At 69.0% G+C, this 23,472-nt stretch carries 26 protein-coding genes; 22 read left to right on the top strand and 4 right to left on the bottom strand.

Annotated features, from left to right (window positions below; genetic code table 11):
• The first annotated feature begins 27 nt into the window (after window positions 1-27).
• The 6 genes from U9983_RS00480 to U9983_RS00455 all read left to right on the top strand — a co-directional run bounded on the left by U9983_RS00480 (window position 28) and on the right by U9983_RS00455 (window position 5,278).
• Window positions 28-783: a ribonuclease HII gene (locus U9983_RS00480; protein WP_322752129.1), complete on the top strand. Its 756-nt coding sequence runs from the start codon at window positions 28-30 to the stop codon at window positions 781-783.
• Entirely contained in the window at window positions 780-1,073 is a 294-nt protein-coding gene (locus U9983_RS00475; protein ID WP_239310639.1) for a DUF2469 domain-containing protein, read from the top strand. Before U9983_RS00480 ends, U9983_RS00475 begins: the two co-directional genes overlap by 4 nt.
• A gap of 152 nt (window positions 1,074-1,225) precedes the next feature.
• Window positions 1,226-1,582, top strand: a complete 357-nt coding sequence (locus U9983_RS00470; RefSeq protein ID WP_322752128.1) for a YraN family protein — start codon at window positions 1,226-1,228, stop codon at window positions 1,580-1,582.
• Window positions 1,582-3,120 (top strand): YifB family Mg chelatase-like AAA ATPase, encoded by a 1,539-nt coding sequence (locus U9983_RS00465; RefSeq protein ID WP_322752122.1) that lies wholly within the window; start codon window positions 1,582-1,584, stop codon window positions 3,118-3,120. Before U9983_RS00470 ends, U9983_RS00465 begins: the two co-directional genes overlap by 1 nt.
• Entirely contained in the window at window positions 3,117-4,259 is a 1,143-nt protein-coding gene (gene dprA / locus U9983_RS00460; protein WP_322752121.1) for a DNA-processing protein DprA, read from the top strand. The genes U9983_RS00465 and dprA overlap by 4 nt, the downstream gene beginning before the upstream one ends.
• 59 nt (window positions 4,260-4,318) lie before the next feature.
• The gene (locus U9983_RS00455) at window positions 4,319-5,278 is read left to right on the top strand and encodes a tyrosine recombinase XerC (RefSeq protein ID WP_322752120.1); all 960 of its coding nucleotides are present in this window, start codon (window positions 4,319-4,321) and stop codon (window positions 5,276-5,278) included.
• A gap of 25 nt (window positions 5,279-5,303) precedes the next feature.
• Here the strand turns inward: U9983_RS00455 and U9983_RS00450 are convergent, their stop codons facing one another.
• Window positions 5,304-5,867: a M23 family metallopeptidase gene (locus tag U9983_RS00450; RefSeq protein WP_322752119.1), complete on the bottom strand. Its 564-nt coding sequence runs from the start codon at window positions 5,865-5,867 to the stop codon at window positions 5,304-5,306.
• Between the two features lie 346 nt (window positions 5,868-6,213).
• On the opposite strand from U9983_RS00450, the gene rpsB reads away from it, so the two are divergent.
• The 7 genes from rpsB to U9983_RS00415 all read left to right on the top strand — a co-directional run bounded on the left by rpsB (window position 6,214) and on the right by U9983_RS00415 (window position 12,724).
• Complete coding sequence (gene rpsB / locus U9983_RS00445; RefSeq protein WP_322752118.1) at window positions 6,214-7,212, top strand: 30S ribosomal protein S2; 999 nt, start codon at window positions 6,214-6,216, stop codon at window positions 7,210-7,212.
• A gap of 135 nt (window positions 7,213-7,347) precedes the next feature.
• On the top strand, window positions 7,348-7,962 hold the full coding sequence (gene tsf, locus U9983_RS00440; protein WP_322748301.1) for a translation elongation factor Ts: 615 nt from the start codon (window positions 7,348-7,350) through the stop codon (window positions 7,960-7,962).
• Window positions 7,963-8,070: 108 nt separating this feature from the next.
• The gene (pyrH, locus tag U9983_RS00435; protein ID WP_416210157.1) at window positions 8,071-8,862 is read left to right on the top strand and encodes a UMP kinase; all 792 of its coding nucleotides are present in this window, start codon (window positions 8,071-8,073) and stop codon (window positions 8,860-8,862) included.
• Entirely contained in the window at window positions 8,859-9,416 is a 558-nt protein-coding gene (gene frr / locus U9983_RS00430; protein ID WP_322752117.1) for a ribosome recycling factor, read from the top strand. The genes pyrH and frr overlap by 4 nt, the downstream gene beginning before the upstream one ends.
• Window positions 9,417-9,514: 98 nt before the next feature.
• Complete coding sequence (locus U9983_RS00425; protein ID WP_322752116.1) at window positions 9,515-10,399, top strand: phosphatidate cytidylyltransferase; 885 nt, start codon at window positions 9,515-9,517, stop codon at window positions 10,397-10,399.
• Window positions 10,400-10,419: 20 nt separating this feature from the next.
• Window positions 10,420-11,595: a 23S rRNA (adenine(2503)-C(2))-methyltransferase RlmN gene (gene rlmN, locus U9983_RS00420; protein ID WP_322752115.1), complete on the top strand. Its 1,176-nt coding sequence runs from the start codon at window positions 10,420-10,422 to the stop codon at window positions 11,593-11,595.
• Window positions 11,576-12,724: a PHB depolymerase family esterase gene (locus U9983_RS00415; protein WP_322752114.1), complete on the top strand. Its 1,149-nt coding sequence runs from the start codon at window positions 11,576-11,578 to the stop codon at window positions 12,722-12,724. Before rlmN ends, U9983_RS00415 begins: the two co-directional genes overlap by 20 nt.
• A gap of 71 nt (window positions 12,725-12,795) precedes the next feature.
• Here U9983_RS00415 and U9983_RS00410 read toward each other — a convergent pair whose 3' ends face one another.
• The gene (locus tag U9983_RS00410) at window positions 12,796-13,146 is read right to left on the bottom strand and encodes a hypothetical protein (protein WP_322748296.1); all 351 of its coding nucleotides are present in this window, start codon (window positions 13,144-13,146) and stop codon (window positions 12,796-12,798) included.
• 285 nt (window positions 13,147-13,431) lie between these two features.
• Here U9983_RS00410 and dxr point away from each other — a divergent pair, with 285 nt between their 5' ends.
• From dxr to U9983_RS00365, 9 genes are all read left to right on the top strand, one after another.
• On the top strand, window positions 13,432-14,673 hold the full coding sequence (gene dxr, locus U9983_RS00405) for a 1-deoxy-D-xylulose-5-phosphate reductoisomerase (RefSeq protein WP_322752113.1): 1,242 nt from the start codon (window positions 13,432-13,434) through the stop codon (window positions 14,671-14,673).
• Window positions 14,674-14,727: 54 nt separating this feature from the next.
• The gene (locus tag U9983_RS00400) at window positions 14,728-15,921 is read left to right on the top strand and encodes a site-2 protease family protein (RefSeq protein ID WP_322752112.1); all 1,194 of its coding nucleotides are present in this window, start codon (window positions 14,728-14,730) and stop codon (window positions 15,919-15,921) included.
• Window positions 15,922-16,078: 157 nt separating this feature from the next.
• Window positions 16,079-17,233 carry a flavodoxin-dependent (E)-4-hydroxy-3-methylbut-2-enyl-diphosphate synthase gene (gene ispG, locus U9983_RS00395; RefSeq protein WP_322752111.1) on the top strand — a complete coding sequence of 385 codons (1,155 nt, stop codon included), beginning with the start codon at window positions 16,079-16,081 and terminating at the stop codon, window positions 17,231-17,233.
• An 18-nt stretch (window positions 17,234-17,251) separates the two neighbouring features.
• A complete protein-coding gene (locus U9983_RS00390; RefSeq protein ID WP_322752110.1) occupies window positions 17,252-18,103 on the top strand; it encodes a GNAT family N-acetyltransferase in 852 nt (283 codons plus the stop codon).
• Window positions 18,104-18,236: 133 nt separating this feature from the next.
• A complete protein-coding gene (locus U9983_RS00385) occupies window positions 18,237-19,334 on the top strand; it encodes an ABC transporter substrate-binding protein (protein WP_322752109.1) in 1,098 nt (365 codons plus the stop codon).
• A 100-nt stretch (window positions 19,335-19,434) separates the two neighbouring features.
• Window positions 19,435-20,196: an ABC transporter ATP-binding protein gene (locus U9983_RS00380; protein ID WP_322752108.1), complete on the top strand. Its 762-nt coding sequence runs from the start codon at window positions 19,435-19,437 to the stop codon at window positions 20,194-20,196.
• Complete coding sequence (locus U9983_RS00375) at window positions 20,186-21,094, top strand: ABC transporter permease (protein WP_322752107.1); 909 nt, start codon at window positions 20,186-20,188, stop codon at window positions 21,092-21,094. The genes U9983_RS00380 and U9983_RS00375 overlap by 11 nt, the downstream gene beginning before the upstream one ends.
• 58 nt (window positions 21,095-21,152) lie before the next feature.
• Window positions 21,153-21,608, top strand: coding sequence for an Rrf2 family transcriptional regulator (locus tag U9983_RS00370; RefSeq protein WP_322752106.1), 456 nt, complete (start codon window positions 21,153-21,155; stop codon window positions 21,606-21,608).
• The gene (locus U9983_RS00365) at window positions 21,605-22,381 is read left to right on the top strand and encodes an HAD family hydrolase (RefSeq protein ID WP_322752105.1); all 777 of its coding nucleotides are present in this window, start codon (window positions 21,605-21,607) and stop codon (window positions 22,379-22,381) included. The genes U9983_RS00370 and U9983_RS00365 overlap by 4 nt, the downstream gene beginning before the upstream one ends.
• On the opposite strand, the gene U9983_RS00360 is transcribed toward U9983_RS00365, so the two are convergent.
• Together U9983_RS00360 and U9983_RS00355 are read right to left on the bottom strand one after the other, a co-directional pair.
• Window positions 22,367-22,843 carry a DUF4439 domain-containing protein gene (locus U9983_RS00360; protein WP_322752104.1) on the bottom strand — a complete coding sequence of 159 codons (477 nt, stop codon included), beginning with the start codon at window positions 22,841-22,843 and terminating at the stop codon, window positions 22,367-22,369. The two genes, U9983_RS00365 and U9983_RS00360, sit on opposite strands and share 15 nt — an antisense overlap.
• A gap of 3 nt (window positions 22,844-22,846) precedes the next feature.
• A complete protein-coding gene (locus U9983_RS00355; RefSeq protein ID WP_416211232.1) occupies window positions 22,847-23,374 on the bottom strand; it encodes a hypothetical protein in 528 nt (175 codons plus the stop codon).
• Window positions 23,375-23,472: the final 98 nt, after the last annotated feature.

The following is a 23,472-nucleotide window of genomic DNA, read 5'->3' as shown; positions in this document are numbered from 1 at the left end:
GGAGCCCGGGTGACGACAGGGGCGACGATGATCGCCGTCGGCGGCGACGTCCAACCCGACCGCACGCTGCCGTTCACCCCGGCCAGCGCGACGATCCGACGTGACGGCGGGCTGTGGGGGTACGAGCGTGCGCTCTGGCGCCGGGGGCTCGGTCCCGTTGCCGGGGTTGACGAGGCCGGCCGTGGCGCGTGCGCGGGTCCGCTCGTGGTCGCGGCCGTCATTCTTCCCACGGGTGGATCACGCCGGCTCGGTGCGCTGGCAGACTCCAAACGGCTGTCCGCCCGTCTGCGTGACCAGGTGTTCGAGGGCATACTCGGCGTCGCTCAGGCCTGGGCGACCGTCGTGATCGACGCCTCCGAGATCGACGTGGCGGGTGTACATGTGGCGAACACAACCGGAATGCGTCGCGCGGTGGCCCGGTTGGTTGCGCGGCCCGGATATGTCCTGACCGACGGGTTCGCCGTGGCGGGATTGGGAGTCGGCTCCACCGCAGTGCTCAAGGGGGACCAGGTGGTGGCCTGCGTAGCAGCGGCGTCCGTCATCGCCAAGGTGACCAGGGATCGGATCATGGATGGCTTGCACTCCGGGTATCCCGAGTACGATTTTGCGCAGCACAAGGGGTACGTCACGGCCGCACACGCCGCGGCTCTTGCTGCTTACGGGCCGTGTGAACAGCATCGGATGTCGTATGTCAATGTGGCAGGAGCGTACCGCGAACGACTGTCGCGGCTGGAGGACGTCGTGACACCGACCGGGCTACGCAGCGCGACGGAGGGCGCATGAGCGCCGAAGACCTCGAAAAGTACGAGACCGAGATGGAGCTTCAGCTCTATCGCGAGTACCGCGATGTCGTCGGTCTGTTCTCCTACGTGATCGAGACTGATCGTCGTTTCTACCTGGCGAACGACTACCAGATCGATGTCCGCAACAGCGCCGGCGAGGTCTTCTTCGAACTCACCCTGCGTGATGCGTGGGTGTGGGACATGTTCCGGCCGGCGCGGTTCGTGAAGAACGTCCGTGTCGTCACGTTCAAGGACATCAACGTCGAGGAGCTGACCAAAGCGGAGCTCTGAGGGCCGCTGTGTCCAGCTTCGGGCTGGCTGCGGTCTGGTCTGTGGATGAACGCACGTTGTCCACAGAACGTGATCTTTTCTCGCCAAGGGCTGACCGGTCGACCACTCTGATCTCCACGGGCGCGTCCGTCGCCCGTGGACGGGAGCGGACGATGCGGGTCAAGGATGCGCTCGGGCGGTTCGGGGAGGACACCGCCGTTCGGTATCTGTTGGACGGCGGCATGGAGATTGTCGACCGCAACTGGCGGTGCGCCGCGGGCGAGGTCGACATCGTCGCCCGGGACGGTTCGTGTCTGGTGTTCTGCGAGGTCAAGACCCGCTCCGGGGACCGCTACGGGACGCCGGCTGCGGCCGTGGTCCCCGCCAAGGTTGCGCGGATCCGCCGGGTCGCCGCACAGTGGCTTCATGATCATAACCATGAGCTGGTGGCGTTGCGGTTCGACGTCGTCGAGGTGTATCGCCGCTGGGACCGCCCGATTCGGGTGGAACACCTACGAGGGGCGTTCTGATGCCGCTCGCGCGGGCGTTCAGCGTTGCCATCGTGGGGGTGCACGGGCACCTCGTCGAGGTCGAGGCGGATCTCGCGAACGGGCTGCCGGCCATCACCCTCGTCGGCCTGCCGGACGCGGCGCTGCACGAGGCCAAGGACCGCATCCGCGCCGCGATCGTCAACTCGGGTCAGGCCTGGCCCAACCAGCGGATCACAGTCGGGCTCTTCCCCGCGACCCTGCCGAAGTCCGGTAGCGGGTTCGACGTGGCGATGGCCGCCGCGGTTCTCGGCGCGGCGGCCACAGTTCCGCCGGAGTCGCTTCGCGGTCGGGTGCTGCTCGGAGAACTCGCGCTGGACGGTCGGTTGCGGCCCGTGCGCGGCGTGCTGCCAGCGGTGATGTCCGCGCTCGACGCGGGCATTGACCGCGTCGTCGTTCCCGAGGCCAACGGTGCGGAGGCGGCGTTGGTCCCGGGCGTCGTCGTCGAACCCGTGGCGGATCTCGACTGCCTGGTTCGGCTCTTGCGTGGTGAGTACGCGCCGGATCGACCGCCCAGAATCATCATGGATGCGCCGCCGGCCGCCACGCAGGATGCCGGCGATCTCGCCGACGTGGCGGGCCAGTCCCGCGGGCGCCTGGCGGTCGAGGTGGCGGCCGCCGGCGGCCACCATCTGTTCATGCAAGGTCCACCGGGCAGCGGCAAGACCATGCTGGCGGAGCGGTTGCCAGGCCTGCTGCCCGCGCTCGACACCGAGGCCGCGCTTGAGGTCACCGCCGTGCACTCGGTTGCCGGGTTGCTGCCGGCGCACTGCCCGCTCGTGCTCCGGCCGCCATTTCGCAGCCCGCATCATTCGGCAACGCCAGGTGCACTCGTCGGTGCCGGTTCAACCGTGTTGCGGCCGGGCCTGGCCAGCCAGGCACACCGCGGTGTGCTGTTTCTCGACGAGGCCCCCGAATTCGCCCGTCTCACGTTGGACGCGTTACGTCAGCCGCTGGAAAGCGGGGTGATCGAGCTTGCCCGGGCCCGGATCAGCGCCCGGTTTCCCGCCCGGTTCCTGCTGGTGTTGGCGGCGAACCCGTGCCCGTGCGCCCGGGCGGGCGGCGCTGCGGCCAAACTGTGCGACTGCCCGAGCCTGGTTCGCCGGCGTTATCTCTCCCGGCTGTCGGGACCCCTGCTCGACCGGGTGGATCTGCAGGTGGAGCTTGCCGCGCCGAGCCGTGCCGAGCTGCGAGCGGACTACAAGTACGCCGAGACCTCCGCGGTGGCGGCCGAGCGCGTCCAGCGCGCTCGGCAGGCGGCCTCGCGCCGGCTGGCCGGTACGCCATGGCGTACCAACGCCGAGATCCCCGGTCCGGCTCTGCGCCGAATGTGGCCGCTGCCAGCCGGCGTGACCCGACCGGCCGATCTTGCCTTCGAATCGGGTCACCTGACCGCTCGGGGGCTCGACCGGGTCCTGCGGGTCGCCTGGACCCTCGCCGACCTCGCAGGCGTGGCGTGCCCCGGGCCGACCCAGCTCGGGATGGCTCTGGACCTGCGCCTGCCAGGGCGGTCCCAGTGACCGCCGACAGCGAGCGGTTGGCTCGGGTGGCCCTGGCACGCGCGGTCGGGTCTGACAAGCCGGCGATCAGTATCGAGGTCGCCCGCCGCGGGGCGGCATCGGTCTGGGCCGATCTACGCGTGAGCCATCCCGATGTCGACCCGGAGCGGGACCTTCGCCTGCTGGCCACACTCGGCGGGCGACTGCTCTGCCCGGGTGACCCGGAGTGGCCGTCCGCGCTGGGCGTACTTCGCGATGTGCCCGGGGCCGATGCGCACACCGAACCGGGCGAACCGCTCGCGCTGTGGGTGCACGGCGCCGGGGACCTCAACCAGTTGTGCGAGCGCGCCGTGGCGGTCGTGGGGTCGCGCGCGGCCACGGCCTATGGAACGACGGTCACCTCCGATCTTGCCTCGGGGCTGTCGGACCGGGGCTGGACGGTGGTCTCCGGGGCGGCCTTCGGCATTGACGCGGCTGCCCATCGCGGCGCGCTCGCGGCCGGTGGGCCCACGATCGCGGTCCTTGCCGGCGGCGTCGACATCGCCTATCCGCGTGCCCACGCGGAGCTGCTGGCGCGTATCCGCGACAACGGGCTGGTCCTGAGCGAGGCACCACCGGGCAGCTCGCCCTACCGGGGGCGCTTTCTGACCCGTAACAGGATCATCGCCGCGTTGACCCGGGGCACGGTTCTGGTCGAGGCGGGTCATCGAAGCGGCGCTCTGAACACCGCTCGGCATGCACGGCGCTTGGGGCGGGTGGTCATGGCTGTTCCAGGACCGGTTACCAGCGCGCTGAGCGTGGGTTGTCACCGTCTGTTGCGGACGCACCGTGAACAGACCGTCCTGGTCACCGATGCGGCCGAGGTCTGTGAGGAAATCGGCGCGGTCGGTGAGCTCGCCGGCCACCTGCCCGTACCGCCGGGCATCCGCGATGGCCTTCCCGACCTCGTGCGCCGGCTCCTTGATGTCATGCCGGCGCGGGGGTCGGTGGGTGGGGCGGTGCTCGCCGAACGGGTGGGTGAGCGGCCGGAAACCGTACAGGCCCTGATGGGCCCCCTTGTCGTGGCCGGTCTGGTGGAGCATCGAGCTGGCGGGTACAGCCTGACGGCACTGGGCCGGGCGCCGTCGGCGGCCACTGCGTCGCGTCCACCGGAAAGCTGATCGTTGTTGGAGAGCTGATCCTTGTTGACCTGGCCACCGGGACAGGGCACGGTCGGCACATGGGTGGTGAGACGGGTGCTCGCGCGGATGCGGTTACCTGGGATGTCGCTGTTGACGCCTACCTGAGGTACCTGGCCACGGAGCGGAACCGGTCGGTCGAGACCGTCCGTGCCTACACGGTCGATCTCCGAAACCTGTGCGCGTACGCGCGTGGGGTGGGGCGCCACGAACTGGTGGAACTCAATCTTGACGTGCTGCGCGGCTGGCTCGCCGCGATGCGCTCCGGCGGCAGCGCCGCCGCGACCGTGGCCCGCCGGGCGTCGGTCGCCCGCGGCTTCAGCGCGTTCGCGGCGAGGCGGGGCTGGCTGCCCGTCGACGTCGCCGATCGGCTCGCCGGCCCGCGGCGATCGGCGACGCTGCCGACCGTGCTGACCGCCGTCCAAGCGTGGGAACTGCTGGCGGTGGACCCGCGGACGGAGGCCGACGACGGACCGGCCGGACCGCGACGGGATGCGCTCCGTGCGCGGGACTGCGCGGTTGTCGAACTGCTGTACGCGACCGCCACCCGCGTCGGTGAGTTGTGTGGTCTGGACCTCGACGACGTCGACGACGAACGGCGGCTCGTGCGGGTGCTGGGCAAGGGCGGGCATGAGCGCGCGGTTCCGTTCGGCCTGCCCGCGCGACGCGCATTGCGGGCCTGGCTGGACGCCGGTCGGCTGGCGCTCGCGGTGCCCGGTAGCGGCGGAGCGCTGTTTCTCGGCGCACGCGGTGGCCGGTTGGACCCGCGCACGGTCCGCCGTATTCTCAGCGCCCGTCTGGCCGCGGTGGGCAGCGCCCGAACCGCGAGCCCCCATGGCCTTCGGCACGCCGCGGCCACCCACCTGCTGGAAGGCGGTGCCGATCTGCGCTCGGTGCAGGAGCTGCTGGGGCACGCAAGTCCCGCGACCACACAGATCTACACCCATGTCACGGCGGAACGGCTCCGGGCCGCCTATGAACAGGGGCACCCCCGGGCCTGAGGGCAATCGGTCCGACGGGACGGGTTCAAGCCAGTGGCAACAGCCTGGGCTGGCGGTGCGGCAGCAGACTGAGTGGATTGAGGTAGCGGGCTCCGTCGAGCAGGCCCCAGTGCAGGCAGGCGTCGGCGGGACACCCCGGATGCCCCGCGACGAGCCGGCCGATGATCTCGCCGCCGGCCACTGACCGGCCCTCGGGGACAACCGGAATGACGGGTTCGTAGGTCGTTCGCAGTGCCCCGTGATTGATCGTGATCACGCCACGCCCGGCGATCATGCCGGCGAACGAGACGGTTCCCGGACCGGCGGCGCGCACGTCCGCGGCTGGCCTGCCTACCAGATCGACACCGCGGTGGCCCGGTCCGTAGGGCGTCGCGGGTGGCACGAAGCCGCGACCGATCACCAGCGGGCCGTCCAGCGGCGCCCGCCAGCGTGCTGGCCCGGGTGCCGGCGCCGGTGCCGGGGCGGTTGCCGGGGCGGTTGCCGCCAGGGTCCGGTAGCCGGCAACCGTGTGCGGCCATCGGCTGACCATGAGGGTGACCAGCAGGGCCAGGACGAGGATGACGGCTCGATGCCGGGGCGGTGGGATCATGGCGGCTCCTTGGTTCGCTCCAGGCCTCGGGCCTGTACCGATCTCCGGTCACCAGTGCCACGGTGCCTGCATCGGCGGCCTCGGTCACGCCCGGACAGCCCCCTGTGGACAACCCGCGCAGGAGCGCGGTGCCGGTGGGCGTAGAATCGGGGACACGGCTCGTGCCGTCGAGCTGAATACGCGCGCCCTTTCTCTGCCGACCTTCCTGGTATGGCGGGGAAGGCTTCCTCGGTCCGCCGTTCCCGCGGTGGTAGGGGCCAGCAGGGCGTCAGGGGCCCCGGTCGCCGGCTGGGGCCTGTAACCGAGGTGCGCCGGTCCGCCCGGCGCCGGAAGGGAGCGACTAGCCATGGCTGTCGTCACCATGAAGCAGTTGCTCGAAAGCGGTGTCCACTTCGGGCACCAGACAAAGCGCTGGAACCCGAAGATGAAGCGCTTTATCTTCACCGAACGCAATGGCATCTACATCATCGACCTGCAGCAGACCCTGTCCTACATCGACCGGGCCTACGACTTCGTGAAGGAGACCGTCGCCCACGGCGGTACGGTCTTGTTCATCGGGACCAAGAAGCAGGCCCAGGAGGCCATTGAGGAGCAGGCGCAGCGGGTCGGTATGCCTTATGTCAAGGAGCGCTGGCTCGGTGGCATGCTCACGAACTTCTCCACGGTCTACAAGCGCCTCCAGCGGCTGAAGGAGCTCGAGGAAATCGAGCTCACCGGCGGTACGGAGGTCCGGACGAAGAAGGAACAGCTCGTCCTTTCTCGCGAGAAGGCCAAGCTGGAGCGCACCCTCGGCGGTATCCGCGACATGGCCCGTGTGCCCAGCGCGGTCTGGATCGTCGACACGAAGAAGGAGCACATCGCGGTCGGCGAGGCGCGGAAACTGGGAATTCCGGTGGTGGCTATTCTGGACACGAACTGTGACCCGGACGAGGTCGACTACCCGATTCCCGGCAACGACGACGCCATCCGCAGCGCGACCCTGCTCACCCGCGTGGTAGCCGATGCCGTGGCGGCCGGCCTGCGCTCCCGGGCGGGCGGGTCGACATCGACGGACGCCAAGCCCGAGGTGGCCGCCGGCGGAGAGCCGCTGACCGCGTGGGAGGAAGAGCTTCTGCGTGGCCAGGGTGCCGTGGCCGAACCGGCGGTGGTAGCCGAACCGGCGGTGGCGGCCGAACCAGCGGTGGTAGCCGAACCGGCGGTGGCGGCCGAACCGGCGGTGGCGGCCGAACCGATGTCCGAGCACAATGCCAGCCACCAGCACAATGCCAGTCACGAGGGCAACGGCGCAGGTCAGATCGATTCCGACACGGTCACCGCGGTGGGTGCTGCCGCCGTCCGGGTCTGAGAAGATCCAAACCGGTGTCCAACTGATCGTGGCGCTGCCGGCCTCGCGAGCGCGCCAGCTCGCGTGTTCCAGCAGCGCCATGTCCCAGCAGCGTCCCCACAAACACCAGCAGCCGGACGGAACGAGAAGAGCACCATGGCAGAGATCACAGCCGCTGACATTCGCAAGCTCCGGGAACTGACCGGTGCTGGAATGAGCGACGTCAAGAAAGCGCTCGTCGAGAACAACGGTGACTTCGAGAAGGCCCGGTCGTGGCTGCGGGAGAAGGGCTTGGCGCAGGTTGCCAAGCGGGCCGGGCGCAGCGCGTCCAACGGCCTGGTCGACTCCTATCTGCACAAGACCGACCCGGCGCTGCCGCCGACCATCGGCGTTCTGCTGGAACTGCGATGTGAGACCGACTTCGTTGCCAAAACCGACCAGTTCAAGCAGCTTGGGCGTGACATCGCGCAACATATCGCTGCGGCTGACCCGCTCTACGTGACCGCGGAGCAGATCCCGAACGAGGTCCTTGAGCAGGAAAAGAAGATCTACGAGGCCGCCGCTCGCGAGGAGGGCAAGCCCGAGCCAGCCCTTCCGAAGATTGTGGAAGGCCGGCTGAACGGTTACGTGAAGTCGGTGGTCCTGCTTGAGCAGCCATGGGTCCGGGACGGTAAGATCACTATTCGGGCGCTGCTCGAACAGGCCGGGTCAGCCCTCGGTGAAAAGATCGAAATTGGTCGTTTCGCCCGATTCAACGTCAAGCAGGCCTGACCGCGCTTCTCGCCGCCCGAAAGTCTCCCGCGCGCGGGAGTGGGGCAGACTAGCTGGCAGTGCACGTCCACCGGCCGATGATCGCGGCTGACGGCGAGGGGGCCGATCGTGACCGAGAACGCCATCAGGGATGCAGATGCTGCAGCCGGTTGTGAGCGCACGGATGTGCGCTGGCACCGCGTGCTGCTGAAGTTGTCCGGTGAGGCGTTCGCCGGGGGCGAGCCTCTCGGCATCGACCCCGACACGGTGGCGACCATCGCGCGCCAGCTCGCGGAAGTGAACCGGACCGGCATCGAGATCGCGGTCGTGGTCGGCGGTGGCAACATGTTCCGCGGCCAGCGGCTTGCCGAGCGTGGCGTCGACCGTGCCAGGGCCGATTACATGGGGATGCTTGCCACCGTGATCAATTGTCTCGCGCTGCAGGATGTCCTGGAGCGCCAGGGGGTGGTGACCCGGGTGCAGACGGCGATCGCCATGGGCCAGGTCGCAGAGCCGTACCTGCCGCTGCGGGCTATCCGGCACCTGGAGAAGGGCCGTGTCGTCATCTTCGGGGCGGGCCTGGGCGCGCCGTTCTTCTCCACGGACACCACCGCCGCGCAACGGGCTCTGGAGATCAAGGCGCAGGCTGTTCTCAAAGCCACCAAGGTCGACGGTGTCTACGACGCCGACCCCACGACGAACCCCCATGCGGTTCGTTTCGACACGCTCGTCTACGGCGAGGTGCTGGCTCGCGGGCTGAAGGTCATGGACGCTACGGCCATCAGCCTGTGCATGGACAATCGGCTGCCGATCGTGGTTTTCGACCTGCTGACGGAGGGGAACATACTGCGGGCCGTCCGCGGTGAGAAGATCGGCACTCTGGTCAGTGTGGACGAGGGCGGGACGGAAGGACGATCGTGATCGACGACGTGCTCCTCGAGGCCGAGGAGAAGATGGACAAGGCGGTCCAGGTCGCGAAGGACGATTTCGCCACCATCCGGACGGGGCGGATCACTCCTTCGGTGTTCTCCAAGGTTCTCGTTGACTACTACGGCGCGCCGACACCGGTGAGCCAGCTGGCGTCGTTCCACATACCGGAACCGAGAATGGTCATTATCACGCCGTATGACAAGGGCTCGCTGGCTGCGGTCGAAAAGGCCGTCCGAGACTCCGATCTCGGCGTGAACCCGAGTAACGACGGAACGATCATCCGTTGTATCTTTCCCGAGCTCTCCGAGCAGCGTCGACGGGATCTCGCGAAGGTCGCGCGGACCAAGGCGGAGGATGCGAAGATCAGTATCCGTAACGTCCGCCGGCACGCCAAGGAGGCCATCGACCGCATCGTCCGCGACGGCGATGCGGGTGAGGACGAGGGTCGGCGCGCGGAGAAGGACCTGGAAGAGGCAACGCATCGATATGTCGGCCAGGTGGACGAGTTGCTGCGGCACAAGGAGTCGGAGCTGTTGGCCGTCTGACCGACACCGACAGGCACTTTGCCGTCCGTTGCCGTGAGTCGAATACGTTCCAGGGTGATATTGCACACGCTCGTCGGTCCGGGCGGTACGAGCAGTTCATGGTCAGGGCCTTGGGTGAGGATCTCGTGACGGGTGTCGGACATGCGACCCGCGAGCTCGAGGTGCGTCGGGTGCGAGCAGGTCGGGATCTTCCCGCGGCGATCATAGTCGGTATCGCGCTGGCATTGATCATCATTGTGCCCCTGTTCACGGTGCGTCCGCTGTGGATTGCCGTGATCTGTGCGGCTGTCACGGTTGGCGTGTTCGAGATGGTCAGGGCGCTGCGCCTGTGCGGGATAAAGATCGCTCTGCCGCCGCTCGCGGTGGGGACGGCGGCCATGCCAGCGGTGGCCTACCTCACCGGTACCTCCGGTCTGGTGCTGGCCCTGGCCGCGACGGCCGTCGTGACGACCGCCTGGCGGCTGGCCTACTCGGACAAGAACCTGTTGACCGACGTGGCGGCCAGTGTGTTCTGCGCGGCGTACGTGGGTCTCCCGGCCGGTTTCGCGGCCCTGCTGACCAGCCCGCCGGACGGGCCACGGCGGATGGTCGCGTTCCTGGCGACCGCCGCGGCAAGTGACATCGGCGGGTACACCGCAGGCGTCCTCTCGGGCGGGCGGCACAAGCTCGCCCCGACGGTGTCCCCGGGTAAGTCCTGGGAGGGCTTTGCCGGTTCCGTTGTCGTATGTGTGATCGTCGCCAGTGTTTCGATGGCCTGGCCCCTGCATGCCGCACTCTGGCAGGGGGCGGTGCTCGGCATCGCGATCGCCTGCACGGCGACCGCCGGTGACCTGGGCGAGTCGCTGCTCAAACGGGACATCGGTATCAAGGACATGGGCAACCTGCTGCCGGGACATGGCGGGATCATGGACCGGTTGGACTCGGTGCTGTGTACGGCGCCCGTTGCCTGGCTGCTGATCACCGCCTTCGCGCCACCATCGTGACCTGGCAGACTGGACGGGTCATGACCGATTCCTCCGCCGCCTCGGCGCCGCAACCGCTACCGCAACCGCTACCGCTACCGGTGACGCTGGTCCGCTCCGCCCGGGTGCGCCCACCCCGCCATCTCGCTGACCTCACCGTCGAGCAGCGCCGCGAGCTGGCGGTATCCCTGGGCGAGCCGGCCTTCCGGGCCGACCAGATCTCCCGCCATTATTTCGCCAGGCATCTATGCGCCGACGATGCGGAGGCGATGACGGATCTTCCCGTCGCCTCCCGCCCCAGGCTGGTGGAAGCGCTGCTGCCGGTGCTGCTGACGCCGGTGAACGTCATGACCTGTGATGGTGGAGACACGCGCAAGACGCTGTGGCGGGCCTTTGACGGCGTGTTGATCGAGTCGGTGCTGATGCGCTATCCCGACCGGTCCACGGTCTGCGTGTCCAGTCAGGCCGGGTGCGGGATGGGTTGCCCGTTCTGCGCGACCGGCCAGGGCGGGCTCACCCGCAACCTGTCCACGGCCGAGATCGTGGACCAGGTGGTCGCGGCGGCCCGGACGCTTGTGCGCGGGGAGCTGGCCGGCGGCCCGACCAGGCTGTCGAACGTCGTGTTCATGGGTATGGGCGAGCCGCTGGCCAACTATGCCACTGTGATCGCCGCATTGCGGATGCTCAGTGGCCCGGCACCGGTGGGCCTGGGGCTGTCGGCACGGTCAATCACGGTGAGCACTGTCGGGTTGGTGCCGGCGATGCGTCGGCTTGCCGGGACGGGCCTGCCGGTGACGCTGGCCGTTTCCCTGCACGCACCCGACGACGAGTTGCGTGATCGCCTCGTCCCGGTGAATCGGCGCTGGCCCGTGGCGGAGGTACTCGCCGCGGCCTGGGAGTACGCCGAGGTGACCGGACGCCGGGTGAGCATCGAGTATGCGCTGATCGACGACGTCAACGACCAGCCGGAACGCGCCGACGCCCTGGCCGGGCTCCTTGCCGGTCGGCTTGCGCACGTCAACCTGATTCCTCTCAACCCGACCCGGGCGGTGTCCTGGCGGGCCAGCGAACGGGGCCGGGAGCGGGAGTTCGTCCGTCGGCTACGCCGGCGCGGAATTGCGGCGACTGTGCGTGATACGAGGGGACGCGACATCGCCGCAGCGTGCGGGCAGCTGGCGGCTGACGGGTCGGACCGGAGTGACAGTGCCGCCGGGTGACCGCCGCTCGTCCCGTCGATCGGTCGCCCGTCGCGACCGCAATCCGCGCTGGGTTCCGGTAACCGCGGCGGCCGGGGCCATTCTGATCATCATAGGGCTGGTCCTCTACTTCGGTGGCGACGATCCCGGCCCGCAGACCAGGGTGGGGCAGTCGGCGGGTACCGCCGGGGGCCCCCCCGGTGGACCCGGCGGTGGGCCCGGCGCCACCGGGCCACCAACGCCGGCACCGGCGCCGACCGCGGCGAGTGGATGCGTGACCGCCAGGACCATCGCGGCCGGGTCGAGCCAGCAGTCGGTCCGGGTCGGGGCGGACACCCGTACATACCAGCTGGCGGTTCCCGCCGTCGACGCCCATGCCCGAGCACTGCCGCTCGTCCTTGCCTTTCACGCCTTCGGAGAGGACCCGGCCGCGCTGGAGCGCTACGCCCATCTGGCGGAGATCGGCACCACGACGGGCTATGTCGTTGTCACCCCGAACGGCGCGAACGGCCGGTGGAACTTCCCGCGCCGGGCCAGCATCGGGCCGGACGACGTGGCGTTCGTAGCCGCGATCATCGGTGACCTGGGCACCCGGATGTGCCTGGATACCCGCAGGGTGTTCGCCACCGGGCTGGCGGACGGCGCGGACATGGCCATCACGGCGGCCTGTGCCCTGCCGGGGACCTTCGCCGCGGTCGTGCCGGTGGCCTTTGCCGTCCTGCCCGCCAGCTGTCCGGGTCCCGTGCCGAGCCTGCTGGCGATCAACGGAACCAGCGACCCGGTGACGCCGCTGGAGGGCGGCGGAGCGGATCGTCCCGCACCCTTCGACGGCACCCAGGCACAGCCGATGCAGGCCCGCCTCGACCGTTACGCCGGCTCCGTCGGCTGTGGGCCGGCGAACACGTGGGTGCGGGACACCACCGCTCTTCGGCGGTTGGTGTTCACGTCCTGTCCCCGCGGCCGTGACGTGGGCTTGCTGGCAAGTGTGGGTGGTGGCCACGTGTGGCCCGATCCGGATGCCGACCCGCCCAAGGGTGCGGCGCGTGCGCAGTTCAGCGCCACCGAGGTCGCCCTCGCCTTCTTCCGCGGACATCCGGGGCCCGCGCCCGCCACCCCGGCGCCGAGCGTCGCCGGATCATCCCCGCGATAGCGGTACGGCCCGCGTCAACGGCCTCAGCCATGGTGCTCGTCAGCCATGGTGCTCGTCAGCCATGGTGCTCGTCAGCCATGGTGTTCGCAGCCAATCGACAGGCGCGTCACGGGCTCCCAGGCGATGAATTCACACCCGCGCGGATGGACCCGTCGGGTGATGCGGTTCGGGCGGTCGTCGACGTCGAGAGGGGCCCGGGTGGCCGGGTCGGTGGCCTGCTCGTGCGCCCATGCGTGCGCGGTGTCCCAGTCGTCGAAGGAAGCGACCACCTCGCCGTCGCGGTCGTACACGTGGAAGCGTCGGGTGCGGGTGGCCGTGTGCCGCACGGGTGGGATGCGGCCTCGGCGATGGTCCAGGTGAAGATCCAGATGCTGGTCCAGGCGATGGTGGCGGACGGGATACGTGCGGTCGGCGGGTGGCACTCGCGGCCTCCTGGGGTCAGGGCCTGCGCTGTGGATGAACCTCAGCGTCGATGAACCTCAGCCAACCGGGTTAGCTGTTTTCCGGGAATGCGCGACGACGGTGCGTACCAGTGCGCTGACACTTTGCATGTGCAAAGGCGGGCGCCCGGTGCACGCGGTGAAATTGTGCTAAACAACACTTTATTGATGACCACCGTCCCGTTTCGGGCGTAGGAGTCCTGCCCAGGCGGGGTCGGGTGTCGGCTGGCGAACAGGTGTGGGCGTGCACTCCGGGCGCCTGCGACAATGGTCGACGTGGTCGAGACATCGCTGCCGCGCGAGGTAGTCCTGCTTGGTTCGACTGGTTCGATAGGAACCCAGGCCATTGATGTGGTGAAACGCAATCCCGACCGGTTCCGCGTGGTCGCGCTGACCGGCGGCGGGGCAAGGGTCGACCTGCTGGCCGCCCAGGCCCTTGACCTGGGTGTCGAGGCCGTTGGGGTAGCCCGTGCCTCCGCCGCGCAGGATCTACTGCTCGCCTTCTACGCGGAGGCGTCCCGGCGGGGCTTTCGCAAGGGCGAGTACGCCATCCCGAAGATCTTGACCGGACCGGACGGGGCTACGGAGATCGCCGCGTGGCCGTGCGATGTCGTCCTCAACGGCATCACCGGTTCGGTGGGCCTCGCACCCACGCTGGCCGCGTTGCGGGCCGGTCGCACGGTGGCACTTGCCAACAAGGAGTCGCTGGTCGCCGGTGGTCCGCTCGTCCTTGACGCGCTGGACGGCGATTCTTCCCGGCTCATTCCGGTGGACTCCGAGCATTCGGCGCTGGCCCAGTGCCTGCGCGGCGGCCGGGCCTCGGAGGTTCGCAAGCTCGTCCTCACCGCCAGCGGCGGGCCGTTTCGGGGCCGCTCCCGCGCCGAGCTGGGCCAGGTGAGCACGCAGCAGGCGTTGGCGCACCCCACCTGGGACATGGGGCCGCTCGTCACGATCAACTCGGCAACCCTGATGAACAAGGGCCTCGAGCTGATTGAGGCGCATCTGTTCTTCGGAGTGCCCTATGACGACATCGACGTCGTCGTCCATCCGCAGTCGTTGGTGCACTCGATGGTCGAGTTCGTCGACGGGTCGACGTTGGCGCAGGTCTCCCCGCCCGACATGCGCCTGCCCATCGCCTTGGCCCTGGGGTGGCCCGATCGGGTAGCCGATGCACAGGCCCCGATGGACTGGCGGCGGGCCCAGTCGTTGACCTTCGAGCCCCTGGACACGGTCGCGTTTCCGGCGGTGGATCTCGCCCGGGAGACCGGGCGCCGCGGCGGGACCGCGCCCGCCGTCTTCAACGCCGCCAACGAGGAGGCCGTGGCGGCCTTCCTCGGGCATCGCCTGCCGTTCGTGCGCATCGTCGATGTTGTGGCCGAGGTGGTCATGTCGCACACGGTGATGCAACGTCCGACCCTGGACGAGGTGTTGAGCACTGAGCAGGAGGCGCGCGAACAGGTGCGCGCTCTCATCGACCAAGGAGTCGATCGGACAGTGATTCCTTCGTGACGCTGAGGTACAATGCGACATTCTCCAGCGCTGTGATCGGGGTGTGACCGCACCATGACCAACGCGATTGGCATCGTCGCGTTCGCCTTGGCTCTGATCGTCTCCATCGTCCTGCACGAGGCCGGTCACTTTTTGACGGCACGTCACTACGGTATGAAGGCCTCGAAATTCTTCGTCGGATTCGGCCCGACGCTGTGGTCGCGCACCCGGGGTGAAACCGAGTACGGGATCAAGGCGTTTCCAGCCGGCGGATTCGTCAAGATCGAGGGGATGACCTCGCTCGAGGAGATCGATCCGGCTGATGCCGGCCGGGCGTTCCATGCCCGGCCGGCCCACCAGCGGGCGGTCGTGCTCGCGGCCGGGTCGTTCATGCACTTCGTCATCGCCATTGTCCTGATCTACGGCGTGCTGTTGCTTCTCGGGACGTCGCATCCCAGCGCGAACAAGGTCGGCCGGACGGTCTGCGTGTCGGTGGCCGGGCAGTGTGCCCCGCAGGCGCCGGTGGGTCCGGCCGAGCTCGCGGGTGTGCGCGTGGGCGATCGAGTCGTGAGTTTCGACGGCACGACGATCGGGGACTGGAGCCAGTTCACCCGTCTCATTCGTGATCATGGTCCGGGGCCTGCGACGCTCGTGGTCAACCGGGACGGACGGGACGTGACGCTACGACCCGATCTGCTCTCGGTCCGTCGGGACCGTCAGACCGGGTTGGCCGGCGACGATCCGGTCGGGGCGATCGGCATCGCACAGGGCTACGACGTGGTGCGGTACAACCCGATCTCGGCCGTCCCGAGGACCATGCGCATCCTTGGCAGCGGAGTCACCGGGATGTACGACACCCTGGTCCACCGAGTCGGTGACCTCACCAACCTCTTCGGCAAGGACCGGAACGCCAACGGTCTGGTCGGTGTGGTCGGCGCGGCACGGGCCGGTGGTGAGCTGCTGTCGGCGCAGGACGTGTCCATCGGCCAGCGGATCGGTGACTTCCTCGTGCTGGTGGCGGGGGTCAACCTGGCGGTCGGTCTGTTCAACCTGTTGCCGCTGTTCCCACTCGATGGCGGGCACCTGGCGGTTCTCGGCTTCGAGCAGGCCCGGCACGGGGCCCGTCGGTTGACCGGCTATCGGGGACCGGTCAAACGGGTCGACCTCGTGAAACTCCTGCCCGCGGCATACGCGATGGTTGCGTTCTTCGTCATCCTGAGTCTGATCATCCTATCCGCCGACATCGTCAATCCGATCAGTTTCAACTAGCCTCCCGCTCTTGTACGGCGGAGGAGGAGCTAGATGGTGGTCTGCTGTCAGCGAGACCGCATCGCCGCTGGCTCGGCGGGCTTAGAGCGCTTTGCGGGCCAGTCTTTTGTCCAGCTTCGGACCAGCTTCCGACCATCGACACGCCAGTGAGGACATCGTGACAGTAACTCTCGGCATGCCCGAGGCGCCGGCACTCCCGCTCGCCACCCGGCGTCATAGCAGGCAGATCCAGGTCGGCACGGTGCCGGTCGGCGGGGACGCGCCGGTCTCCGTCCAGTCCATGACCACGACACTCACCTCGGATGTCAACGCCACCCTGCAGCAGATCGCGGAGCTCACCGCTGCCGGCTGCCAGATCGTGCGGGTGGCCGTCCCCAGCCAGGACGATGCGGACGCGCTGGCCGCCATCGCGAAGAAGTCGCCGATCCCGGTGATTGCAGACATCCACTTCCAGCCGAAGTACGTCTTCGCCGCGATCGACGCGGGCTGTGCCGCGGTCCGGGTCAACCCCGGGAACATCAAGGCGTTCGACGACAAGGTCGGGGAGATCGCTCGCGCTGCCGGCGCCGCGGCCACGCCCATCCGGATCGGGGTGAACGCGGGGTCGTTGGACAAGCGCCTGCTGGCCAAGTACGGCCGGGCAACCCCGGAGGCGTTGGTGGAGTCGGCGCTGTGGGAGTGCTCCCTGTTCGAGGAGCACGGCTTCACCGACATCAAGATCTCCGTGAAGCACCACGACCCGGTCGTGATGATCCAGGCCTACCGGTTGCTCGCGCAACGTTGTGACTACCCGCTGCATCTGGGAGTCACCGAGGCGGGCCCGGCCTTTCAGGGCACCGTCAAGTCGGCCGTGGCCTTCGGCGCGTTGTTGGCGCAGGGCATCGGTGACACCTTGCGGGTGTCGCTGTCGGCGCCCCCCGTCGAAGAGGTCAAGGTCGGTATCGGCATTCTCGCGTCCCTGGGGATGCGTCAGCGTACCCTGGAGATCGTTTCGTGTCCGTCCTGTGGTCGGGCCCAGGTCGACGTCTACAAGCTGGCGGAAGAAGTCACCGCCGGCCTGGAGGGAATGACGGTGCCACTTCGGGTCGCCGTCATGGGCTGCGTGGTGAACGGGCCGGGCGAGGCGCGCGAGGCCGATCTCGGGGTGGCCTCCGGTAACGGCAAGGGTCAGATCTTCGTCCGGGGTGAGGTTGTCAAGACCGTGGCCGAGGCGCAGATCGTCGAGACGCTGATCGAGGAGGCCATGCGGCTGGCCGAGCAGATGGAGGTCGACGGGGCGACACCCGGCGAGCCTTCGGTGTCGGTCGGGTAACTTTCGGCGTTTGTGACCATGGGCCTTCCGCTTCGCTCCGCCCCCACCCGCCTGCTTGACGACCACGATCTGCCTGCGGTTCGGGAGCTGCTCGCGCGTAACCCGATCGCAGACGTGTTCGTCGCGTCCCGGGTGGAGACATGCGGACTCGCCCCGTGGCGGTTGGGCGCGCAGATGTGGGGCCATCTGGTGGACGGCCGCCTTGCCGCCGTGTGCTACTCGGGCGCGAACCTCTGGCCTGTCGCGGCGGGTCCGGCTTCGGCGAAGGCGTTCGCCGAGCGGGCCCGCCGCCAGGGCCGTCGATGTTCCTCGATCGTCGGCGTGGCAGATGCGGTGCAGGTCATGTGGCGGCATCTGGAACCGGTATGGGGACCCGCCCGTGAGGTCAGGGCGGACCAACCACTGTTGGCGATCTCCGAGCCTCCCGCGGTGGCTCCCGACCCCGCCGTGCGTCACGTCCGTCCCGACGAGTTGGATCTCCTGCTGCCGGCGTGCGTGGCGATGTTCACCGAGGAGATCGGGGTGTCTCCGGTGCTCGCCGATGGTGGGGCGCTCTATCGGGCCCGGATTGCCGAGTTCGTCAGCCGGCGTCGTTCCTTTGCCCGGATCGAAGACGGGCGGGTCGTGTTCAAGGCCGAGATCGGCGCGGTGGCTGGAGACGTCTGTCAGATCCAGGGGGTCTGGGTGGCCCCGGAGCTGCGGGGCAGGGGCCTGGGGGCGGCCGGCACCGCAAGCGTGGTGGCGATTGCGCAGGCGACGCTCGCACCCGTGGTCAGTCTCTATGTCAACGAGTTCAACCATCCCGCGCGCCAGGCCTATGACCGGATCGGCTTCTACCGGGTCGGTACCTTCGCGTCGATCCTGTTCTGATCCGTCCGTACCCGGGTGGGGATGGCGCCCGGGGCCTTCCTCTGCCATGCTCAGTTTTCCGACCACTTCGATCGGTTTGCATGGCGCCGTGGGGCGTCGTTGCGGTGAGACACCACAACTGGGGGGAAGGCACATGTCATCGAGGAGGCTGTGGCGTCGGATCACGCCACTGCTCGCGGCCGGCGCGTTGGCGTTGGCGGCAACGGCCTGCTCGAGCGGGGGAGACGGCAACACCGTGTCGAGCGGGAGTTCGGCCACGGGTTCGGCCGGAAGCTCGGCGGCCGGCCCGACGGGGACACTGCGGCTCGGTTATTTTCCGAACCTCACCCACGCACCCGCTATCTACGGTCTTGACCAGGGAATCTTCGCGGCCACGCTCGGTCCGGGCGTGAAGATTGCGACCACGACGTTCAACTCGGGCACCCAGGAGGCCGAGGCGATCCTGTCCGGTTCGCTCGACGCCGGGTACATCGGGCCCAACCCCGCGGTCAACGCCTTTGTCAAATCCAAGGGTGCGGCGCTGCGCATCATCTCGGGCGCGACCTCCGGCGGGGCCGGCCTCGTGGTGAAGAGCGAGATCACCTCGGTCGACCAGCTGCGCGGCAAGACCATCGCGACTCCCGGTCTCGCCAACACCCAGGATGTCGCGCTGCGGTATTACCTCAAGCAGCATGGCCTGGCCACCGACAAGAACGGCGGCGGCGACGTTCAGGTCCGTCCGCAGGACAACGCGGTGACGGTGGACGCCTTCAAGTCAGGCGCCATAGACGGCGCCTGGGTGCCCGAGCCCACGCTGTCCCGGATGGTCGCCGATGGCGGGAAGCTGCTGGTGGACGAGGCCTCACAGTGGCCCGACGGCAGGTTCACCACCACCGTGCTGGTTGTGCGTACCGATTACGCGGCGAGCAACCCGGAGATCGTCAAGCGGCTGGTGGCGGCGAACGTCGCCTCGATCAATGCGCTGGGCGCGGACCCAGCCAAGGCTCAGCAGGTCACCAACCAGGGGCTGGCGAAGCTGTCCGGCAAGCCCCTGGCGGACGCCGTGATCGCGCCGGCATGGAAGCGACTGACATTCACTCCCGACCCGATCGCGTCCTCAGTGGTCACGTCGGCCGATCATGCCCAGGAGCTCGGCCTGATCACCAAGGCCAACCTCGACGGGATCTTCGATCTGGCGACCCTGAACGCGGTGCTGACCGCACAGGGCAAACCGGCTGTCGCAGCGAAGTAGCCGTGGATCGGCCAGACAGCGACCTGGGGATCTCGGCCTCCGGCGGCGCGAAAAACCATGATCGCGCCGCCTTTGGCCCGTCAGCAGAGAAGAGGATTTCGTGACCGCCGTCATCGACACGAGCGCGGTACGGATCGCCGGTGTGAGTCGGACCTTCGGGTCCGGCTCACACCGGGTCCAGGCGCTGGACAACGTTTCCTTTGATGTGCGTCCGGGGGAGTTCGTCTGCCTGCTCGGCGCGTCCGGCTGCGGGAAGTCGACGCTGCTGGGCATTCTTGCCGGCATCGACCGACCAAGTTCCGGCATGGTCGACGTCGGTGGGCGCAGGGTCGGCCTGATGTTCCAGGATTCGGCCCTGTTGCCGTGGCTCACCGCCGGGGGCAACATCGCGTTGCCGATGAAGATCAGGGGTGTCCCCGGCGCGGATCGCCGGGTCCGGGTCGAGGAGCTCCTCACGATGGTTCGCCTGGCCGGTCTTGCCGACAAGCGGCCGCATGAGCTTTCCGGTGGCATGCGCCAGCGGGTCAGCCTGGCCAGAGCGTTCGCGCAGGAGGCCGACATCCTGTGTATGGACGAGCCCTTCGGCGCGCTCGACGCGATGACGCGGGACCTGCTGCATGACGAACTGGAGCGGATCTGGCGCGAAACCGGGGTCACCGTCCTGTTCGTCACCCACGACGTGCGCGAGGCGGTGCGGCTGGGGGATCGCATCGTGTTGCTGTCGAGCCGGCCGGGGCGGGTGGCCGAGATCTTCGACGTCGGGATCGACCGCCCGCGCCGGATCGACGCACCGGATGTGGCCGCGCTCGCCGCGACGATCACCGCTCGGTTGCGTGCGGAGGTGAGTCGTCATGGCCACTGATACGACCATCGGACCCGATACGCTGCGCGGGCCGGCGACGACCACATCGACCGACGCGGCTCTTGCCGGGCTCGACGCCCTGGAGACCGTGGCGGCGCCCGGCCGTCCGATCGCACTGCGGATGTGGTCGGCGACCTGGCCGAAGCTGGGTGCTGTTGCGATCTTTCTGCTGGCGTGGCAGATCGTGGTGTGGATCGGCTGGAAGCCGTCCTATGTGCTGCCCGGCCCGGACGAGGCGTTGCCCGAGCTCGGCCACCGGGTCGTGAGCGGGGACTTCTGGTCCGCCTTCGCCCGTACCATGCAGCGGGCCCTTGTCGGGTACGCCCTGGCGGTTGTGATCGGCACCGTCGTCGGTCTGGCCGTGTCCCGGTTCGCCCTGCTGCGGACCGCGGTCGGCTCGTTCATCACGGCGTTGCAGACGATGCCCTCCATCGTCTGGTTCCCACTGGCGATCCTGCTGTTCAGGCTCACCGAAGGGGCGATTCTGTTCGTCGTCGTACTCGGTGCGGCGCCGTCGGTCGCCAACGGTGTCATCAGCGGTATCGACTATGTCCCGCCGCTGCTGACCAGGCTCGGGCGGTCCATGGGCGCGCGAGGCCTGAAACTGTACCGATTCGTGGTGGCACCGGCGGCTCTGCCGTCGGTGGTGGCCGGGCTCAAACAGGGCTGGGCGTTCGCCTGGCGGAGCCTGATGGCGGGTGAACTGCTGGTCATCGTGCCCGGCCACCCGTCCATCGGCTCGGATCTGGAGAACAGCCGCCAGTTCCTGGAGGCGACCGGTGTGATCGCGTCCATGTTGACGATCTTCGTGATCGGGGTACTGGTGGATGCCGCGTTCAACACCGTGGATCGCCGGATGCGCGCCCGCCGCGGGCTCCTGCCTGAACAGTCGAGCTGAGATCGGCCGGCGTTACCCGTGTGGGGCGCGCTACGACCATGACCGGCAAGATGGAGATATGCAGATCTCCGCACGAGCCGACTATGCCCTGCGCGCATTGCTGACGCTGGCAGCCTCCGACGGTGAGCTCGTGAAGGGTGAGAGCCTGGCGACCGCGCAGGATCTGCCGCTGCGGTTTCTGGAGAACATCCTCACCGATCTTCGCCGGAGTGGCCTGGTGGTGAGCAGGCGTGGCGCCGAAGGTGGTTACCGGCTCTGTCGACCGGCGGGCGAGATCACCATTGCGATGGTGATCCGTGCCACCGACGGTCCGTTGGCCAGCGTCCGGGGCCGTAGACCGGAGGAGGCGGCCTACGAGGGCGCAGCCAAGCACCTTCAGGATGTGTGGATCGCGGTGCGGGTCAGCCTGCGCCGGGTCCTTGAGGAGGTCACGCTCGCGGATGTCGCCAGCGGGCACCTGCCGCCCATCGTCTGTGAGCTCGGTCGGGATCGGGACGCGTGGGTCGCCCGGTGATCGCTGGGGCGCCTCCTGCCATTGAGGCGGTGGTCTTCGACTGGGGCGGTACCCTGACCCCCTTCCACGACGTGGACCTGTTGGACCTCTGGCGAATGGTTGCGCTCGACCTCGCCCCGGGTGACGCGCGGGAGCTGACCCGGGCGCTGGAGGGCTCCGAACAGCGGTGGTGGGCGACGACCGGCGCATCGGGCCGCAGCGGGACGGTCACCGAACTGCTCGCGGTGGCGTCGGCGGCGGTGGGGCTCGACGTGGCCGGTGCCGTGCACCGGGTAGCGGCCCGGCATGACCTGTGTGCCTGGACTCCCCACACAGTGTGCGACCCGGACGCGCTGCTGGCGCTGCACCTGGTGCGGACTCGGGGGTTGCGGATCGGGTTGCTGACCAACACGCACTGGCCTCGCTCATGGCACTCGCGATGGCTTGCCCGAGACGGCATCCTGGACCTGTTCGACGCCCGGGTGTACACCAACGACCTGCCGTTTTCCAAGCCGCACCCGGACGCGTTCCACGCCGCGCTCGCCTCGCTCGGCGTGCGTGACCCGGGTGCGGCGGTATTTGTCGGCGACCGTCCGGCGAGCGACATAGCCGGGGCCCGTGGCGTCGGCATGCGCACCGTGCTGCTCTCCGACGGCGCCGGTCCCCGATCCGGGGTGCCGGGGGAAGCCGGTGACGGCCGGGCCGACGCGGTGATCGGGCGGCTCGGGCGGCTGCTGGGCGTCCTGGACGGTTGGGCGGCCGGTCGCCGACGGCCGTTCTCACGCGCCGGGTAGCGCCCGGATGGCTTGGTCAGGGGGCTGGCCTGCCGCGATCCGGGCCTGCTGGCCGCGCACCGCCATCCCGGCCAAAGCGTCGGTCACCAGCGCGCGTCCCTCGCCCGTCAGGTCGCCGATCGCGTCGTAGGCGGCGGCCGAACAACGGTCCTCGATGTCGGCCAGCAGCAGGAGCACGCCGGCCAGGTCGGTGGATACCGGCGGCAGCCGGTACGCGGCCTGGGCCGGTGGCGCGCTGCCGCCCCGGTCGAGGATCTCGGCCACCAGTCGGTCACGCAGCTCCCGATGGGCGGTGAACGCATTCTGGGCCAGGACCCGGGTCGACTCCGCCACCGGCCGCAGTGCGGCCAGCTCACCGCCGGCCGCGGCGGTGACATAGACGGCGGCGTGTTCCATGGCGAGCAGGTTTGACAGCGTCTGGACGGCGGCGGAGTCGGGCGGTAGGTGCTCCTGTGCCGGCACCGGTCAGCCGACCAGCGGGGCGAGCAGGTCCGCATGTGCGGTCTCAGCCGCATGAATGCTGGCCAGCAGCGGCGCCAGGCTCGCCGAGGCCGCCAGGCACTGGGTCCGCAGTGCCGTCGCGGCCGCGCGCTCCAGCGTCAGTAACCCCGCCACACCAGCCTGCGCGGCCCCGGTGGCGGCTGTGGCCGTCGTTGCAGGTGTGGTGGCAGGTGCGGTGGTAGGTGTGGCCGCGGTCGTGGGTGTGGCCGGCACCAGGCGACTGACATGCTCGGCATGGTGGGCACGCACCGCGCGCAACGTCGCCGCAATCGAGGGATACGCGGCGATCGCGCGGTCGTACGCGACGAGCAGCGCGTGTTCAGACCTGAGCGCGGCTCCGCGCAGAAGGTCGTCGGCGGTGGCCGCCGCCGCCGGGGTGGCAGTGTGTTCCCGGGCCGCTCGTGTCCAGCTGCATCCGACGAGGGCGCTGGCCGCAGCCAGTGGCAGTGCGCCGAGCACGACCCGTCTGGAGGACCCCTGAGCGGGAATCATCGAGCTCACGGCCCAGCAGCTTGGCACAGGTTGCCGGGCAGCGTGCTGCCTGCACGCCGGCCGTGCCCGCGGGCGGACCCGGATGAGTCTCGGGCGGC

The organism is Protofrankia sp. Cas3 (assembly GCF_963555955.1).
Taxonomy (GTDB): Bacteria; Actinomycetota; Actinomycetes; order Frankiales; family Frankiaceae; genus Protofrankia.
The sequence above is the reverse complement of the archived record's forward strand: the minus strand, read 5'-3'. Positions and strand labels throughout refer to the sequence as shown.

Excerpts from the sequence above, each read along its gene's own strand:
- U9983_RS00480 (WP_322752129.1), top strand. The coding sequence starts at position 28 with ATGATCGCCGTCGGCGGCGACGTCCAACCCGACCGCACGCTGCCGTTC.
- U9983_RS00475 (WP_239310639.1), top strand. The coding sequence starts at position 780 with ATGAGCGCCGAAGACCTCGAAAAGTACGAGACCGAGATGGAGCTTCAG.
- U9983_RS00470 (WP_322752128.1), top strand. The coding sequence starts at position 1,226 with ATGCGGGTCAAGGATGCGCTCGGGCGGTTCGGGGAGGACACCGCCGTT.
- U9983_RS00465 (WP_322752122.1), top strand. The coding sequence starts at position 1,582 with ATGCCGCTCGCGCGGGCGTTCAGCGTTGCCATCGTGGGGGTGCACGGG.
- U9983_RS00455 (WP_322752120.1), top strand. The coding sequence starts at position 4,319 with ATGGGTGGTGAGACGGGTGCTCGCGCGGATGCGGTTACCTGGGATGTC.
- U9983_RS00450 (WP_322752119.1), bottom strand. The coding sequence starts at position 5,867 with ATGATCCCACCGCCCCGGCATCGAGCCGTCATCCTCGTCCTGGCCCTG.
- rpsB (WP_322752118.1), top strand. The coding sequence starts at position 6,214 with ATGGCTGTCGTCACCATGAAGCAGTTGCTCGAAAGCGGTGTCCACTTC.
- tsf (WP_322748301.1), top strand. The coding sequence starts at position 7,348 with ATGGCAGAGATCACAGCCGCTGACATTCGCAAGCTCCGGGAACTGACC.
- U9983_RS00425 (WP_322752116.1), top strand. The coding sequence starts at position 9,515 with ATGGTCAGGGCCTTGGGTGAGGATCTCGTGACGGGTGTCGGACATGCG.
- rlmN (WP_322752115.1), top strand. The coding sequence starts at position 10,420 with ATGACCGATTCCTCCGCCGCCTCGGCGCCGCAACCGCTACCGCAACCG.
- dxr (WP_322752113.1), top strand. The coding sequence starts at position 13,432 with ATGGTCGACGTGGTCGAGACATCGCTGCCGCGCGAGGTAGTCCTGCTT.
- U9983_RS00400 (WP_322752112.1), top strand. The coding sequence starts at position 14,728 with ATGACCAACGCGATTGGCATCGTCGCGTTCGCCTTGGCTCTGATCGTC.
- U9983_RS00390 (WP_322752110.1), top strand. The coding sequence starts at position 17,252 with ATGGGCCTTCCGCTTCGCTCCGCCCCCACCCGCCTGCTTGACGACCAC.
- U9983_RS00385 (WP_322752109.1), top strand. The coding sequence starts at position 18,237 with ATGTCATCGAGGAGGCTGTGGCGTCGGATCACGCCACTGCTCGCGGCC.
- U9983_RS00375 (WP_322752107.1), top strand. The coding sequence starts at position 20,186 with ATGGCCACTGATACGACCATCGGACCCGATACGCTGCGCGGGCCGGCG.
- U9983_RS00370 (WP_322752106.1), top strand. The coding sequence starts at position 21,153 with ATGCAGATCTCCGCACGAGCCGACTATGCCCTGCGCGCATTGCTGACG.
- U9983_RS00355 (WP_416211232.1), bottom strand. The coding sequence starts at position 23,374 with ATGATTCCCGCTCAGGGGTCCTCCAGACGGGTCGTGCTCGGCGCACTG.